The sequence below is a fragment of the Novosphingobium sp. genome, assembly GCF_965214355.1.
GTDB lineage: Bacteria > Pseudomonadota > Alphaproteobacteria > Sphingomonadales > Sphingomonadaceae > Novosphingobium.
This window is the reverse complement of record NZ_CBDCBI010000002.1, coordinates 531,005-547,264: the sequence shown is the minus strand read 5'-3', so window position 1 is coordinate 547,264 and position 16,260 is coordinate 531,005. Positions and strand designations below refer to the sequence as shown.

12 protein-coding genes are annotated in these 16,260 nt (G+C 64.5%); 6 read left to right on the top strand and 6 right to left on the bottom strand.

Annotated features, from left to right (window positions below; all coding sequences use genetic code 11):
- Positions 1-42 precede the first annotated feature (42 nt).
- Positions 43-1,260, top strand: a complete 1,218-nt coding sequence (gene metK / locus ACOOE2_RS03210) for a methionine adenosyltransferase (RefSeq protein WP_420381583.1) — start codon at positions 43-45, stop codon at positions 1,258-1,260.
- 190 nt (positions 1,261-1,450) lie between these two features.
- Positions 1,451-2,413 carry a serine hydrolase gene (locus ACOOE2_RS03205; RefSeq protein WP_420381582.1) on the top strand — a complete coding sequence of 321 codons (963 nt, stop codon included), beginning with the start codon at positions 1,451-1,453 and terminating at the stop codon, positions 2,411-2,413.
- Positions 2,414-2,679: 266 nt separating this feature from the next.
- Here the strand turns inward: ACOOE2_RS03205 and ACOOE2_RS03200 are convergent, their stop codons facing one another.
- A complete protein-coding gene (locus tag ACOOE2_RS03200) occupies positions 2,680-2,862 on the bottom strand; it encodes a hypothetical protein (protein WP_420381581.1) in 183 nt (60 codons plus the stop codon).
- 315 nt (positions 2,863-3,177) lie between these two features.
- On the opposite strand from ACOOE2_RS03200, the gene polA reads away from it, so the two are divergent.
- Entirely contained in the window at positions 3,178-6,021 is a 2,844-nt protein-coding gene (polA, locus tag ACOOE2_RS03195; protein WP_420381580.1) for a DNA polymerase I, read from the top strand.
- A 52-nt stretch (positions 6,022-6,073) separates the two neighbouring features.
- Here the strand turns inward: polA and ACOOE2_RS03190 are convergent, their stop codons facing one another.
- From ACOOE2_RS03190 to gluQRS, 4 genes are read right to left on the bottom strand one after another with little or no spacing between them, the layout of a single operon-like run.
- A complete protein-coding gene (locus ACOOE2_RS03190; RefSeq protein ID WP_420381579.1) occupies positions 6,074-6,946 on the bottom strand; it encodes a 3-hydroxybutyryl-CoA dehydrogenase in 873 nt (290 codons plus the stop codon).
- 1 nt (position 6,947) lies between these two features.
- Positions 6,948-7,535 (bottom strand): cob(I)yrinic acid a,c-diamide adenosyltransferase, encoded by a 588-nt coding sequence (locus ACOOE2_RS03185; protein WP_420381578.1) that lies wholly within the window; start codon positions 7,533-7,535, stop codon positions 6,948-6,950.
- Between the two features lie 2 nt (positions 7,536-7,537).
- Complete coding sequence (locus ACOOE2_RS03180) at positions 7,538-7,774, bottom strand: hypothetical protein (RefSeq protein ID WP_420381577.1); 237 nt, start codon at positions 7,772-7,774, stop codon at positions 7,538-7,540.
- Positions 7,771-8,685, bottom strand: a complete 915-nt coding sequence (gene gluQRS, locus ACOOE2_RS03175; RefSeq protein ID WP_420381576.1) for a tRNA glutamyl-Q(34) synthetase GluQRS — start codon at positions 8,683-8,685, stop codon at positions 7,771-7,773. The genes ACOOE2_RS03180 and gluQRS overlap by 4 nt, the downstream gene beginning before the upstream one ends.
- 444 nt (positions 8,686-9,129) lie before the next feature.
- Between gluQRS and guaA the strand changes: the two genes are divergently transcribed.
- Both guaA and ACOOE2_RS03165 read left to right on the top strand, forming a co-directional pair.
- Positions 9,130-10,707 carry a glutamine-hydrolyzing GMP synthase gene (gene guaA, locus ACOOE2_RS03170; protein ID WP_420381575.1) on the top strand — a complete coding sequence of 526 codons (1,578 nt, stop codon included), beginning with the start codon at positions 9,130-9,132 and terminating at the stop codon, positions 10,705-10,707.
- A 4-nt stretch (positions 10,708-10,711) separates the two neighbouring features.
- Positions 10,712-11,122 (top strand): (R)-mandelonitrile lyase, encoded by a 411-nt coding sequence (locus tag ACOOE2_RS03165; RefSeq protein ID WP_420381574.1) that lies wholly within the window; start codon positions 10,712-10,714, stop codon positions 11,120-11,122.
- A 4-nt stretch (positions 11,123-11,126) separates the two neighbouring features.
- Here ACOOE2_RS03165 and ACOOE2_RS03160 read toward each other — a convergent pair whose 3' ends face one another.
- A complete protein-coding gene (locus tag ACOOE2_RS03160; protein WP_420381573.1) occupies positions 11,127-11,981 on the bottom strand; it encodes a DODA-type extradiol aromatic ring-opening family dioxygenase in 855 nt (284 codons plus the stop codon).
- Positions 11,982-12,296: 315 nt separating this feature from the next.
- Here ACOOE2_RS03160 and ACOOE2_RS03155 point away from each other — a divergent pair, with 315 nt between their 5' ends.
- Positions 12,297-15,695: a glycosyltransferase gene (locus tag ACOOE2_RS03155; protein ID WP_420381572.1), complete on the top strand. Its 3,399-nt coding sequence runs from the start codon at positions 12,297-12,299 to the stop codon at positions 15,693-15,695.
- The last annotated feature ends 565 nt before the right edge of the window (positions 15,696-16,260 follow it).

The window sequence follows — 16,260 nt, the reverse complement described above, 5'->3', positions numbered from 1 at the left end:
AACCTTTATATGTGATTTCGACCTTTGACGGCGGGTGCACCCATGCGCAGCGATTACCTGTTTACCTCGGAAAGCGTGTCCGAAGGCCATCCCGATAAAGTCGCCGACCAGATCAGCGATGCAATCGTCGATCTGTTCCTGGGCAAGGACCCCGAAGCGCGAATCGCCTGCGAAACGCTGACGACGACGCAACTGGTGGTGCTGGCCGGAGAAATCCGCGGCAAGGGCATCATGGACGAGGCAGGCAACTGGGCCGCAGGCGTGCAGGACGAAGTCGAGCACGCGGTGCGCGACACCGTGCGCCGTATCGGCTATGAACAGGCCGGGTTTCACTGGAAGACATTCCGGTTCGAAAACAACCTGCACCCGCAATCGGCGCATATCGCGCAAGGCGTCGATGCCGGCGCAAACAAGGACGAAGGCGCCGGCGACCAGGGCATCATGTTCGGCTTTGCCTGCGACGAAACGCCCGACCTGATGCCGGCGACGCTCGATTACAGCCACAAGATCCTGGCACAACTGGCGCAAGACCGCCATTCGGGCGCCGCGCCGTTCCTGGAACCCGATGCCAAAAGCCAGGTCACCTTGCGTTTTGCCGATGGCCGCCCGGCCGAAGCGACTGCGATCGTCGTTTCCACCCAGCACAAGGCCGGCTGGGATGAAGGCGCGGGCGAAGCCGAGCTGAAAGCCTGGGTCAAAGCCGCGATCGCTAAAGTGATTCCGGCCGAATTGCTGACCGAGCGGACCGTCTATCACATCAACCCGACCGGCAGCTTCGAGATCGGCGGGCCGGACGGCGACGCCGGGCTGACCGGGCGCAAGATCATCGTCGACACATACGGCGGCGCCAGCCCGCACGGCGGCGGCGCGTTTTCGGGCAAGGACCCCACGAAAGTCGATCGTTCGGCGGCCTATGTCACGCGCTACCTGGCGAAAAACGTCGTTGCCGCGGGGCTCGCCACGCGCTGCACGATCCAGGTCTCGTATGCGATCGGCATTGCGCGTCCGCTGTCGCTGTATATCGATACGCATGGCACCGGCATCGTCGCCGATGATGCGCTCGAAGCCGCCGTCACCAAAGTCGCGGCCGAGCGCCTGGGCGGCCTGACCCCGCGCGGCATCCGCACCGCACTTTCACTGAACAAGCCGATCTATTCGGCCACCGCCGCCTATGGCCATTTCGGCCGCAAGGCCGAGGGCGACCTGTTCCCGTGGGAACGCACCGACCTGATCGACGATCTGAAAGCCGCGGCGGCCTGATCTGTTCCGCCTCCCCGAAGAACGGGGAGGCAGAACGCCCTGCGGCTGCGTCCGGATGAATACCCAGGCCTATCGCGGCAATCCGCAATCGTTTAGTAACCCCCCTTGGCGTATGGATAATTTGTCGTTGGGCAAACGCCCCGCGGATCGATCGCGGCGACAGACAGGGTTGGCTATGGTGGGGCGCGCATTGCGTATTCGAAAGCTTTCGCTGGCGGCCTTGGCGCTGGCCGCATTCCCCGCGCTCGTCATCACATCACCACAAGTCCAGAGTCGCGCGCCTGCCACGATGCAGGACCAGCGCGATCTGGCCATCCAGCAATCGGTCGAGGCCATTGTCGCGCATTCGCGCGGCCGGGTCGGCATTGCTGCGGCCGATCTCGATGGTGGTGGCCAGGTTCTGATCAACGGCGACATGCCGTTTCCGATGGCCAGCACCGCCAAAGTCGCGGTTGCCGCGACGTATCTGAGTGGTGTCGAACAGGGCCGTCTGCGGCTCGATCAACCGTTTCCGATGATGATGATGGCTCCGGGCGGCGCACGGGGCAGCCCGGCGCCGTTGCGCGCCGGCCCGGTGATGGCCGCGCAGCAATTGATGGAACTGTCGATCACGCGCAGCAACAACAACGCGACCGATGGCCTGATCACCGCCGTGGGCGGCGTGAATGTCGTGAATGCCTGGCTGACCAGAAGCGGGATCATCGGCCAGCATCTGGACAGCACGATGGCGACGCTGGTGCGCGATGACGGCCGCTACAACCCGGTAACGACGATCGACACGCGCACCGCCAGCACGCCGCGCGCGATGCTGTCGCTGCTGTCGGCGATCGACCGTGGCGGCGTGCTCAGCCCGCAATCGCGCGCGGTGCTGCTCGACACGATGACCCGCACCAGCACGGGCAAGAACCGCATGCGCGCCGGCCTGCCCGATGGCACGGTGTTCGCGCACAAGACCGGCACGCTGGCAGGCGTTACCGACGATGTCGGCATCATCCGCCTGCCCGATGGCCGCCACCTGGCACTGGCGATCTTCATCGCCGGGCCCGAAGGACACACCAGTCACGCGATCATGATCGCCGAAGTGACCCGCGCATTGTACGACGGTTACGCGCAAGCCCTGCCGCACACCGAAATGAGCGACAGCCGCCGCTGATCAAAAACAGGCGCTCTTACTTAAGCCCCTCCCCTTCAGGGGAGGGGTTGGGGTGGGGCCGCGCCCCACTCGCCAACGCTTATGCGACCATCGCGACGTGGGATTGTAGCCGAGAGGCCCCACCCCCGGCCCCTCCCCTGAAGGGGAGAGGAGAAGAAGGGACACCCGAACACCACGCACAAAAAGGGAGCCCGACCGAACGGCCAGACTCCCTTTCCATATATCGTCGAACAAACGACGCCGGTAACTTGTCCTTGCGGACAAGATTACATCTTGGCGGCGGTGCTCGCGTCCGTAGCGGAAGCCGAGCTGGCGTCCATTGCATCAGCCGAACCGGTGTCGGTCGCTTCAACAGCTTCGGTGGTGGCCGTTTCTACCTTCGTCTCGTTGCAGCCCGCGAGAGCAACAAAAGCAGTGCCGGCGACAGCGGCGAGGATGAGCTTGCGCATGCGTTAGAATCCCTGGATTGAAGTGAACCGCGCCGGGCAATTACGCCCGATGCAAAGCCTACTCTGGCGATAGACTTCCAGCCCCAATTAATCGGCAATTCATCGCGTTGCAAGCTTTCAACGCATGTTCACGCACACCCTTGTCATATCGCGTGGGAAGCCAACGGTTTTTTGCCGCTTTGTCGCGCGCTGTGACAGGACCGTTTGCGGCGAGCGACGGGCCGTTCTACGCCAGAGCCAGACCGTTGCCGGGGCGAGGCACCTTCGCGCAAATCCCCTCTGGTCAATTCCGGTCGATAGCCTAACAGATGGCACATGGATGCCCCCGTACACCCCCGCAATCACCTCTATCTGGTCGATGGATCGGCCTATATCTTTCGCGCCTATCACCGCCTGCCGCCGCTGACCAATCCGGCCGGCACGCCGGTCGGCGCGGTCTATGGCTATACCACCATGCTGTGGCGCCTGGCCGAAGATCTCCATATAGCTCAAGGGCCTACGCACCTTGCGGTGATCCTCGACAAGGGCTCGATCACGTTCCGCAATGAAATGTACGAGGCGTACAAGGCGCACCGCCCGCCCCCGCCCGAAGACCTCGTGCCGCAGTTTCCGCTGATCCGCGATGCCACCCGCGCGTTCAGCCTGGCGTGCATCGAAGAAGCCGGGCTGGAGGCCGACGACCTGATCGCGTCCTACACCCGCGCCGCCTCTGCACGCGGGTGGGACGTGACGATCGTGTCGTCGGACAAAGACCTGATGCAGCTGATCGGCGAAGGCCCCGGCGGCACGCGTGTCGACATGCTCGACACGATGAAAAATCAGCGCATTTTTCTCCCCGAAGTTTATGAAAAGTTTGGCGTGGAGCCCGAAAGAGTCGGCGATGTGCTGGCGTTGATGGGCGATGCGGTCGACAATATCCCCGGGATTCGCGGTGTCGGCCCCAAAACCGCGACCAAGCTGATCCAGGAAAATGGCGACCTCGAATCAGCGCTGGCCAACGCGCCTGCGATGAAACCGGGCAAGCTGCGCGACAGCCTGATCGCCGAGGCCGAGATGGCGCGCCTGTCGCGCCGGCTGGTCACGCTGAAGGAAGATTGCGACCTGCCCGTGCCGCTCGATGATTTCCTGCTCGGCCCGATCCCGCCCGATCCGCTGGCCGCGTTCCTGGGCACGCACGGCTTTACCAGCCTGCTGAAAAAACTGGGTGCGGCCAGCCCTGTACAGACATCAGCGCCGGGCATCCTCAACACGCGCGTGTCCGCAGACGCGCCCGACATGTCCTCCGGCGATCGCCAGCCGCCGATCCAATGGGCGGCGATCGACCACGCCGCCTACCCTTGCGTGCAGGATGTGCCCGCACTGGAGGCGTGGATCGCGCGTGCGTTTGCTGCCGGCGTGGTCGCAGTCGATACCGAGACCAGCGCGCTCGATGCGATCGGGTCGGACCTGGTCGGTATCAGCCTGGCCACTGGCGCTGGCGAAGCGTGCTACATTCCGCTCGGCCACAGCGGCGGCGACATGTTTGCCGAAACGCTCGACCAGATCGACCGCGCCACCGCCTGCGCGCTGCTGAAACCGCTGCTGGAAAGCGATGCGGTGCTGAAAATCGGGCAGAATATCAAATACGACCTGGTCGTCCTGGCGCGCCACGGCGTGAACGTTTCACCGATCGACGATACGCTGGTGATGAGCTTCTGCCTCGATGCCGGGCGCGGCGATCTGGCGCCGTGGGGCCATGGCATGGACGAACTGGCGCGGCGCCACCTCGAACACGATCCGATCGCGTTCAAGCATGTCGCCGGCACCGGCAAGAAAGCGATCTCGTTTGCACAAGTGCCGCTGCCCGAGGCGACGCGCTATGCCGCCGAAGACGCCGACATCACCTGGCGGTTGTACAACACGTTCCTGCCCCGTCTCGCCGATGAGGGCGGTACACGGATCTATCAACGCGTCGACCGCCCGCTGGTGCCGGTGGTGGCACGGATGGAAGCAGCGGGGATCAAGGTCGATCGCCAGCGGCTGGCCGCGCTGTCGGGCGAATTTGCCGCACGCATCGCCGATCTGGAAAGCGTGATCCACGAAAAAGCCGGCGGGCCGTTCCTGATCGGCAGCCCCAAGCAACTGGGCGACGTGCTGTTCGACCGGCTGGGCTACAAGGGCGGCAAGAAAGGCAAGAGCGGCCAGTATTCGACCGACCAGTCGGTGCTCGAAACGCTGGCCGCAGACGGCTCCGAAGTGCCGACGCTGGTGCTCGAATGGCGCCAGTTGTCGAAGCTGAAATCGACCTATACCGACGCATTGCAAGCCGCGATCAACCCCGTCACGGGCCGCGTGCACACCAGCTATTCGCTCGTCGGCGCGCAGACCGGGCGCCTGTCGTCGAACGACCCCAACTTGCAGAACATTCCGGTGCGCACCGAAATCGGCCGGCAGATCCGCGATGCGTTCGTTGCCGAGCCCGGCAATGTGTTGTTGTCGGCCGATTACAGCCAGATCGAATTGCGCCTGGCCGCGCATATGGCCGATGTGCCCGCGCTGCGCGATGCGTTCGCACAGGGCGAGGACATTCACGCGCGCACCGCGATGGAGCTGTTCGGCGAAGTCAACCGCGACACCCGCGGCCGTGCCAAGACGATCAATTTCGCGATCCTGTACGGCATCAGCCGCTGGGGCCTGGCGGGCCGACTGGGTACATCGCCGGACGAGGCGCAGGCGATGATCGACCGCTATTTCGAAAGCTTCCCCGGCATCCAGCGCTACATCCACGAAACGCTGGAACACGTGCGCGAAAACGGCCATTCGACCACGCTATTCGGCCGCAAGACCTGGTTCCCGCGCATCGCATCCAAGATCCAGGCCGAACGCACCGGCAGCGAACGCGCCGCAATCAACGCCCCGATCCAGGGCACGTGCGCCGACATCATCAAACGCGCGATGGCCCGCATGGAGCCGACCCTCGCCGACGCCGGCCTGGCGCACGTGCGCATGCTGCTGCAGGTCCACGACGAACTGGTGTTCGAACTGCCCGAAGCCGATGTGGCAGCGGCAAGCGACGTGATCCGCCACGTGATGGCGACGGCAGCGGAGCCGGCGATTACGCTGTCGGTGCCGTTGGGGATCGATATCGGGTTCGGCGCATCATGGGGCGCGGCGCATTGAGGCCATCAATATTAGACAAGGCCCGCTCAGATTATGGCAACGCCTTGTCGCCTCAACGCGTAGCCACCGGCACCGCACCGCTGTAATCGTAGAACCCGCGCCCGGTCTTGCGCCCCAGCCAGCCGGCCTCGACATATTTCATCAGCAGTGGCGCCGGGCGGTATTTCGAATCACCGGTCGAATTCAGCAGCACGCGCGTGATTTCCAGGCATGTGTCGAGCCCGATGAAATCCGCCAGTTCCAGCGGGCCCATCGGATGGTTGAGCCCCAGCTTGATGCCCTTGTCGATATCGGTCATCGTCGCGGTGCCGCTGCCGAGGACGAAGATCGCCTCGTTGAGCATCGGCATCAGCACGCGGTTGACGATGAAGCCGGCCTCGTCCTGCGACATCACGACCTGCTTGCCCAGCCGCTCGGCGGCAAAAGCGCGCACGGTTTCGAGCGTGGCGGGCGACGTCGCAAGGCCGGGGATCAGTTCGACCAGATCCATCACCGGCACCGGGTTGAAGAAGTGTACGCCGACAAACCGCGCCGGATCGGTCGTGGTGGCAGCCATGCGCGTGATCGGAATCGAGCTGGTGTTCGATGCAAGGATCGCCTGCGACCCGAGCACTTTGCCCACGCTGGCAAAAATGCGCGCCTTGATCTCTTCGCGTTCGGTTGCCGCCTCGATGATCAGGTCGGCTTCGGCCATTGGCGCATAATCGGCGACCGCGCGAATCCGTGCGATCGCGCTGTCGGCGGCGGTGGCCGTCATCTTTTCCTTTTCGACCAGCCGGGCCAGCGTCTTGGCAATCTTCGCTTTGGCCTTTTCTGCCAGCGCGAGGTCCACGTCGCACAACAGCACATCGAGCCCTGCCTGGGCGCAGACTTGCGCGATCCCCGCGCCCATCTGCCCCGCGCCGATCACGCCAATCATGTTCATGCTATTTTTCCTGCGAACGGGATGCGCCGGGTACCCACAGCGGATCGGCACCAGCGTTTATCGCGCGCGCGACGACAAACAGGTAATCCGACAGCCGGTTGATATAGGCGAGCGCCGCCGGGTTGACCGGTTCGGCCACGGCCAGCGCGGTCGCCCCGCGCTCCGCCCGGCGCGCGATCGCCCGCGCCAGATGGACACGTGCCGCAGCATCGCTGCCGCCGGGCAGGATGAAGCTGCGCAGCGGAGCCAGGGCATCGTTATGCTGATCGAGTGTGTGTTCCAGCCATTCGACTTGCGACGGCACAATCCGCAGGACCATGTCCGACGGCGCAAAATCGGTCGTATCGAATGCGCCGAACGGTGTGGCGAGATCGGCGCCGAGGTCGAACAGATCGTTCTGTATCCGCGCGAATTCATCCGTGAACGGCGCCGCAACCGCGATCGAGGCCAGGCCCAGCGCGCTGTTCAATTCATCGACATCGCCGATCGCGATCATGCGCGGGTGGTGCTTGGCGATGCGCGAGCCATCGACCAGCCCGGTCGTGCCGTCATCGCCGGTGCGGGTATAGATCCTGTTGAGCCGGACCATGGTTACTTGTGACCGCCGCCGACAGCGAGCAGGATCGCGACCACGACGATCGCCAGTCCCTGGTATTTGATGCGGTTGAACATCATCCGGTTCTGCAGTTCCTGCATTTCCTTGATGCCTTCGTCCCCACGTTCCAGGCCGGCGCGCGTGGTGTTGAGGAAGGCGGCGATCCCGCGAACCAGCGACCAGACGACAAGGCCCATAAGGACGAGCAGGACGGGGATGAGGACAAATATCATGGACCGATATCTAGGGATTCGGACAGGCGAATACCAGTGTCAAATCGGGCGGCGCGCAAGGCCGCCGCGAGGCTGAGGCCCGGCTCCCCCGCGCGGCGCCGTTCGGCCAGCGCGGGCGCGCCGCGCCGCTTGGCCAGTTTGCGCCCGTCGGCCTCGATCAGCACCGGATGGTGATGCCACACCGGCTCGGGCAGACCGAGCAGGGCCTGCAGCAGGCGGTGAATGTGCGTTGCCGCAAACAGGTCGGCGCCGCGCGTCACGATACTGACGCCATCGGCGGCATCATCGACGGTCGCGGCGAGGTGATAGCTGGCGGGCGCGTCCTTGCGCCAAACCACGACATCGCCGGCCAGATCCGGCCGGGCCATTTGCACGCCGGCCCGTTCGTCGTGCCAGGTCAATGCGCCGGAACGCGCCATCGCTGCCGCGATGTCGATACGCCACACGACGTCTGGCGTACCAAGCCCTTCCTTGCCCATATCCCCCAACCCCGCTCGTCCTTCGACAGGCTCAGGATGAGCGAGTTTGGAAAAGTCGGGCCTGCACGTACCGGGATAGACCGGGCCGTCGGGGCCCGTTCGCGTGGCCGCGCGCGCAATAGCGGCGCGCGTACACCGGCACGGATAGACCAGGCCCATCGCCCGCAACCGCTCGAACGCGGCACTATAATGCGCAATACGCTGCGACTGCGGCGCGACTTCGCGCCATGTCAGCCCAAGCCAGGCGAGGTCGGCGCGAAATTCGTCGGCAAGTTCGGGCCGGCTGCGCGCGCCATCGATATCCTCGATCCGCAACAGAAATTCGCCGCCCGAGCGCACGGCCCGGTCATGCGCGACGATCGCCGCATAGGCATGGCCCAGATGCGGCGGCCCATTGGGACTGGGGGCAAAACGGGTGATCGGCGCGGTCATGGGCGCTGTATCGGATGGCCCGCGCCAAAATGCAAAACGGCCGGTCCGTCAGGACCAGCCGCTGTGCTGAATGATCGTTTGCCGAACCTTCACGCTTGTTTCGTCTGTTCCTGGCCAGATTGCCGGCCAGGACGCTTCAAACGAGCGTGGCGGTAAAAATCAGGCCGCTGATGCCAGCGGCAAGAATCATCGGCAACACGATTGTGGTGATGCTGCGCATGGTGTGCTCCTATGGTGGTGCACTTCCAGGCCCTGTCCCAAGTCCATTGCGCCGGCAGGGTGTAATGCAGGAGCGACTGAACGAGGCTGCCAATACGCCTTTTGGCGTATGTGACAATTGTTGTTACAGCTGCAACGATTGCATTCCATGCAACTGCCGTGAAAGCGGTGGAGTCTGGACGAGGGGCCCTAGACTCAGGGAAGCCCGTTCTCTATCCGCTGGCCATGAACACACCGGCATCAAACCCCGCTCATTCGGGCGAATCCATCCTGATTGTCGATTTCGGCAGCCAGGTGACGCAGCTGATCGCGCGCCGGGTGCGCGAATCGGGCGTTTATTCCGAAATCGCGCCTTATACGCATGCCGCAGAGGCCTTCGCCCGGATGAAGCCCAAGGGCATCATCCTGTCGGGATCGCCCGCCAGCGTGCCCGAAGACGGGTCCCCGCGCGCCCCGCAAGAGCTGTTCGACGCCGGCCTGCCGATCCTGGGCATCTGTTATGGCCAGCAGGTCATGTCGCAGCAGCTGGGCGGTACCGTCGAACCCGGCGATTCGGGCGAATTCGGCCGCGCGTTCCTGACCGTGACCGAACCCTGCGTGCTGTTCGACGGGCTGTGGCAGGTCGGCGAACGCCATCAGGTGTGGATGAGCCACGGCGACAAGGTCACGACGTTTGCCCCCGGTTTCCGCATCGTCGCCGTATCCGACGGTGCGCCGTTTGCGGTCATCGCCGATGATGCGCGCAAATATTACGGCACGCAGTTCCATCCCGAAGTCGTCCACACGCCCGATGGCGGGCGCCTGATCGCCAATTTCGTGCGTCATGTCTGCGGCTGTCGCGGCGATTGGACGATGGCCGAATTCCGCAAGACCAAGATCGCCGAAATCCGCGCCCAGGTCGGCGATGCGCGGGTCATCTGCGGCCTGTCGGGCGGGGTCGATTCGGCAGTTGCCGCCGTGCTGATCCACGAAGCGATCGGCGACCAGCTGACCTGCGTGTTCGTCGATCACGGCCTGATGCGCCTTGGCGAATCCGAACAGGTCGTCAGCCTGTTTCGCAACCACTACAACATCCCGCTGGTCCACCGCGACGCCTCGACGCTGTTCCTCAATGGCCTGGCCGGCGTCACCGACCCCGAGGCCAAGCGCAAATTCATCGGCAAATCGTTCATCGACGTGTTCGAGGAAGAGGCGCGCCAGGTCGGCGGCGCCGAATTCCTGGCGCAAGGCACGCTGTACCCCGATGTGATCGAAAGCGTGTCGTTCACCGGCGGGCCCTCGGTCACGATCAAGAGCCACCACAATGTCGGCGGCCTGCCCGAACGCATGAACATGCAACTGGTCGAGCCGCTGCGCGAACTGTTCAAGGATGAAGTGCGCGCGCTGGGCCGCGAGCTCGGCCTGCCCGACATCTTCGTCGGCCGCCATCCGTTCCCCGGGCCGGGCCTGGCCATCCGCATGCCCGGCGAAGTGACCCGCGAACGCTGCGACATCCTGCGCAAGGCCGACGCGGTCTACCTCGACGAAATTCGCAAGGCCGGGCTGTACGACGCAATCTGGCAAGCGTTCGCGGTGCTGCTGCCGGTGCGCACGGTCGGCGTGATGGGCGATTTCCGCACCTACGACTTCGTCTGCGCCTTGCGCGCGGTCACCTCGACCGACGGCATGACCGCCGACATCTATCCGTTCGACGCCGGCTTCCTGTCACGCGTCGCCACGCGTATTGTCAACGAGGTAAAGGGCATCAACCGCGTGGTGTATGACTATACGTCAAAACCACCAGGTACGATCGAATGGGAGTGACGCCATGGAATTGAAACGGGCGGGATCGCAACCGTCGCAAAAAGGTCCGGAGGCGTATTTTACCGGCACCGTGCGCATAGACCCGCTGAACACGGCAACCGCGCCGGCACGCCATTCATGTGCCACGGTGACGTTCGAGCCCGCCGCGCGGTCTGCCTGGCACACCCACCCGCTGGGCCAGACGCTGGTCGTCACTGCCGGATGCGGCTGGACCCAGTGCGAAGGCGAGCCGATCGTGGAAATCCGCGCCGGCGACGTGATCTGGTGTCCGCCAGGGCACAAGCACTGGCACGGTGCATCGCCCACGACGGCCATGACGCATATTGCCATTCAGGAATCGCTCGACGGCCGTAATGTCGTCTGGATGGAAAAAGTAACCGACGAAGAATACCTCGTCGGACCGCCACAGCCCTGAGCGATCAGGCGGCGTTCTTGGCCAGCCGGTCGAACCCGGTCGGCGTCGTATCGTCGCCAAAGCGCCACGCCGACGCGGTGATCCCGCCGCGCAGATCCGCCTGCGAATAGATGCATGTTGCCGGATCGCCGCCCGCAGCGCCTGTCGCCACCATCAGCGGGATCAGGTGATCCTCGCGCGGATGGGCGATGCGCGCGGCAGGGGCCGTATCCCAGCGTTCGAGCGCTGCAATTCGAGCCGCCGGATCATCACCGGTCAATGTCGCGCGCAACCACGCGTCGAACGCCGCCGATGGCACTGCCGCACGCGGGTCGAACATCCGCAGGTTGTGATACGACAGCCCCGACCCCACGATCACGACGCCCCGGTCGCGCAGCGGCGCGAGCGCTGCGCCAAGCGCGATATGCGCGGCGGGATCATAGCTGTGGCGCATCGACAGGCTGACCACCGGGACCTGTGCATCGGGATAGATCGGCTGCATCATCGAAAATGTGCCGTGATCGAACCCGCGCGACGGATCGGTACCGATTGCAATGCCTGCCGCCGCGCCCAGCGCGACCACCTCTGCCGCCACTTCGGGCGAACCCATTGCGGGATAGGAAATGTGATAGGTGTGTTCGGGAAAGCCCGAATAGTCATAGATCATGCCCGGCCGTGCCGCGCTCGACACGGTAAAGTCGGTTTCCTCCCAATGCCCGGACACCGCCAGGATCGCGCGGGGCACTGCGGGCAATTGCCCGGGAAGCGCCTTTAGCGACGCCTCCAGCCAGTCGAAATCGCGACGGAATTCCCCCTCGAGCCACGGCCAGGGGCCGCCGCCATGAGACAGGAAGAATACGGGCTGGCGGTGCATGGTCATGTCTTGCGCCTTATCGCCATTTCCGGCCGGTGCGCAGTTGGAAAGAACCACAGGCAAGCGTTCGAAAACCTCGAACACTTCCCCGCGCCCGGTCCGCCTGCCGGGCAGATGTCCAATTGGTAATGAACTGCTCACCACCCGTTCGCAGCCGCCCATTTAGGCAATTAATCCGGCGGTGGGCAGCCGGGCGGAAGGCGCGACATGACGGTCCCCTGTACGGTTTCCAACCCGACTGTCCATCGCTACCCGGTTGGGCTATAGGCGCAAAATTAAGCGGCCCTGGAATAGACCCAGAAAACACACCGAGGTTACCGAGTGCAACGTCCGATTTTCTTTGACCCCACCGGCCGCCGGCGCCGCTGGACCCGCCGTATCGTCTTTGCGGGGATTGCACTGCTCATCATCACCGCGCTCGCCTTTGCCACGACGGTGGCCACGGTTCCCGCCTCTCAGCCGCTGAAACTCGGGTTCGAACGGCCCCAGCCGCTGCCTTTGCGCACCCAGGTCGGCCGGCTGTCGCGGCGCCTGACCTCGTTGTTCGGCCGCCCCGCGATTCCCGCCGCAAAGCAGGCACAGAACCTGACAGTCGGGTTCTATTCGCCCAATGGCGGCAGCGGTCTGGAAAGCCTGAAGCGGCAGGTCGGATCGCTCGACTGGATCGCGCCGACGACGATGACGATCGACGCCAAGGGCAATTTTGCCGCGATCGATTTTCCGCCGATGCGCCGCGTGCTGTCGGGACAGGTCCGCCGCCCGCTCGTGATCGACGTGGTGCAGAACATTTCCGACGGCACCTGGGGCGGCGCGGCGACCGCGCGCGCGCTGCAGAACCCGGTGCAGCGCGCATCGATCATCCGCAGTATCGACGCCGCGCTGGACGCAAACAACGACGCCGGCGTGATGATCGATTTCGAAACTTTGCCGCCGAACGGCATCGGACTGTTGCGCCAGTTCATCGGCGAACTGCATGCGCGCCTCGCGCCCAAGCACCGCCTGGTCAGCGTGACCGTGCCGATCGACGACGAAGCCTGGAACGTGCGCCAGTTTGCCCAGGTCGCCGACAAGGTCGTGCTGATGGCCTATGACGAACATTACATGACCGGCACGCCGGGGCCGATTTCATCCAACAACTGGTTCGTCACCCATGTCGCCGACGCGATCCGCGGCATCCCGGCAAACAAGGTCATCGTCGCGCTGGGCAGCTATGCCTATGACTGGCACGGCGACGCGCATGGCAAGAATGTCGAAGCCGACGCGCTGACTGTCGAGGAAGCGTGGCTGGCGGCGCTCGATTCGGGCACTCGCCCGTTGTGGGACAAGAACAGTGGCAACACCGGCTTTGCCTATAACGACGACGACGATGCCAATCCTGCCACACCGGGCATTCGCCACGATGTGTGGCTGATCGATGCGGCAACCAGCTGGAACCAGATGCAGGTGCTGGGGCAATTGGGCATCGGCTCGGTCGCATTGTGGCGGCTGGGCTCCGAAGATCCCGGATTCTGGCCCGCGCTTGCCAGCTGGCGCCAGGGCGGCGTCAATGCGCCCGCCAATTTGCGCCCCAACCTGGGGCCCCTGGCCGAACTGACCAACGTCGATATCGAGGGCAATGGCGAAATCCTGCGGGTCGACGCCGTGCCCACCCCCGGCAGCCGCACGCTGACCTATGGCGCGCATTCCACGCTGATCGCCAACGAGGTCTATGACCGGCTGCCGATGCCGTATGTCGTGCGGCGCACCGGCGACAAGCCCAAGCAGATCGCGCTGACGTTCGATGACGGGCCCGACCCCAAATACACGCCGCAAATCCTGTCGGTGCTCGAACGCAATCATGTGCCCGGCACATTCTTTGTGATCGGCGAAAACGGCGTGGGCAATCGCGGCGTCCTCGAACGCACACTGGCCGGCGGCAGCGAAATCGGCAATCACAGCTATACCCATCCCAACATGGCGGATATGAGCGACACCGGCATCCGGTTCGAACTCAACGCGACGCAGCGCCTGATCGAGGCCTATACCGGCCGATCGACCCGGCTGTTCCGCGCGCCCTATTTCGGCGATGCCGAGCCCAGCACGCCCGACGAACTGGGCCCCGCACTGATCGCACAGCAGCAGGGCTATACGATCGTGGGCCTGCACGGCGATCCCGGCGACTGGCAGAAACGCACCGCCGACGACATCTACCAGCGCACCATCGATGCAGTCGAAAACGCCACGCCCGATCGCACGGTCAACATCGTGCTGATGCACGACGGCGGCGGCGACCGCAGCCAGACCGTGCTCGCGCTGCCCCGCGTCATCGCCAAACTGCGCGCCGACGGCTATACCTTTGTGCCCGTCTCGCAACTCGCCGGGCTCGCTTTCGACCAGGTCATGCCCAAGGTCGAAGGCTGGGATCTGGTCGCGGTGCGCCTCGATGTCGGCATTTTCGTGGCGCTGGCTGCGCTGCTCGCCGGGCTGAACTGGATGTTCTTCTTTGCGATCGCACTGGGCGTGATCCGCGCGATCGGCATGACCGCGCTCGCACTGTTTGCCGAACATGACGAAGACATGCAGCCGCCCGAAGCGGAACCCGACATGCCGGAAGGCATGCTGCGCCCGCTCGTCTCGGTGATCATCCCCGCGTTCAACGAGGAACGCGTGATCGAAAGCAGCGTCCGCCGCATCCTGGCCAGCGATTACGACCAGATCGAAGTGATCGTCGCCGATGACGGATCGAAAGACCGCACCAGCGAAATCGTCGCCGCCGCGTTCGGCGGCGAACCGCGCGTGCGCCTGATGACGATGGTCAACGGCGGCAAGGCCAGCGCGCTCAACCGCGCGCTGCGCGAGGCCAAGGGCGATATCGTCGTGGCCCTCGATGCCGACACCCAGTTCGAGCCCGCCACCATCGCCAAGCTGGTCCGCTGGTTCGTGCGCGAAGATGTCGGTGCCGTCGCCGGCAACGCCAAAGTCGGCAACAAGGTCAATATCGTCACCCGCTGGCAGGCGGTCGAATACATCACCGCACAAAACATCGAACGCCGCGCGCTGACCCGGTTCGACGCGATCATGGTCGTGCCCGGCGCCGTCGGCGCCTGGCGCCGCAAGGCATTGGAAGACGTCGGCGGCTATCCCGAAGACACCCTGGCCGAAGACCAGGACCTGACCATCGCGATCCAGCGCCACGGTTGGAAAATCGCCTACGACGAAGAAGCCGTCGCCTGGACCGAAGCCCCCGAAACACTGCGCGCGTTGGGCAAGCAACGCTTCCGCTGGGCCTACGGCACGCTGCAATGCCTGTGGAAACACCGCTCGATCCTGCGCACCCGCACCCCTTCGGGCCTGGCCTTCGTCGGCATGCCCCAGGCCTGGATGTTCCAGATCGTGTTCGCCATGATCTCCCCGCTGATCGACCTCGCGCTCGCCGTCTCGATCATCGGCACCATCGTGCGCACCTGGCAGCACGGCTGGGCCCAGACCCAGACCGACGTGCTGCGCATGGGCGTCTACTGGATCGGCTTCACGTTGATCGACGTCGCCTGCGGCTGGGTCGCCTACCGGTTGGACGTGCGCGAAAAGCACTACCCGGCGTTCCTGCTGCTCGCCCAGCGCTTCGTCTATCGCCAGCTGATGTACGGCGTCGTAATCCGCGCCGTCGGCGCGGCGACCGCGGGGCTGGGCATCGGCTGGGGCAAGATCGAACGCACCGGGCGGGTCAATACGCAGGCTTGAGTCAGAGCCTCCGGCGGCCAAGGGCCAGCGGCCCTTGTATCCCGTTACTGTTTTGCTGCGGGTACCGTTCAAGCCATTACACCCCGCCGCACCGGCAATGTGGCGCGACATAAGCCCCTCCCCTTCAGGGGAGGGGTTGGGGTGGGGCCGCGCCCCACTCCCCAGCGCTGCCGATATGAATTACCCTCGTCGAGTATAGCCAAGTGTCCCCCACTATTTGGACAGAAGTTCGCAATTAGAGCGTGATGACATCAGATTGACCCACCGTGACGGAGCCGATTTTGGCCCAGCGCGAGGAGAGAGGAGGGAGCAATGCCCGCCATTGTGACCGACGATCGACGCTGCGATGGGCCAAAAGCGGCCCGCCCCTTCGGGGTTGCCCTGAAAAGCCCCGTGACAGCGTCGCAGCACTTGCACGGGGCAACCAGCCCGCGCTGCGTGCTGCTTCTCGTCACGAGACTTTTCAGGGCAATCACGGTGGGTCAATCTAATGTCATCACGCTCTAAGGGTTTCCGGAGCACGCCGAAGTCAAGGGATGCAAGGGCCAAGCCATTGCACCCCGGA

Excerpts from the sequence above, each read along its gene's own strand:
- metK (WP_420381583.1), top strand. The coding sequence starts at position 43 with ATGCGCAGCGATTACCTGTTTACCTCGGAAAGCGTGTCCGAAGGCCAT.
- ACOOE2_RS03200 (WP_420381581.1), bottom strand. The coding sequence starts at position 2,862 with ATGCGCAAGCTCATCCTCGCCGCTGTCGCCGGCACTGCTTTTGTTGCT.
- polA (WP_420381580.1), top strand. The coding sequence starts at position 3,178 with ATGGATGCCCCCGTACACCCCCGCAATCACCTCTATCTGGTCGATGGA.
- ACOOE2_RS03190 (WP_420381579.1), bottom strand. The coding sequence starts at position 6,946 with ATGAACATGATTGGCGTGATCGGCGCGGGGCAGATGGGCGCGGGGATC.
- ACOOE2_RS03185 (WP_420381578.1), bottom strand. The coding sequence starts at position 7,535 with ATGGTCCGGCTCAACAGGATCTATACCCGCACCGGCGATGACGGCACG.
- ACOOE2_RS03180 (WP_420381577.1), bottom strand. The coding sequence starts at position 7,774 with ATGATATTTGTCCTCATCCCCGTCCTGCTCGTCCTTATGGGCCTTGTC.
- gluQRS (WP_420381576.1), bottom strand. The coding sequence starts at position 8,685 with ATGACCGCGCCGATCACCCGTTTTGCCCCCAGTCCCAATGGGCCGCCG.
- guaA (WP_420381575.1), top strand. The coding sequence starts at position 9,130 with ATGAACACACCGGCATCAAACCCCGCTCATTCGGGCGAATCCATCCTG.
- ACOOE2_RS03165 (WP_420381574.1), top strand. The coding sequence starts at position 10,712 with ATGGAATTGAAACGGGCGGGATCGCAACCGTCGCAAAAAGGTCCGGAG.
- ACOOE2_RS03160 (WP_420381573.1), bottom strand. The coding sequence starts at position 11,981 with ATGACCATGCACCGCCAGCCCGTATTCTTCCTGTCTCATGGCGGCGGC.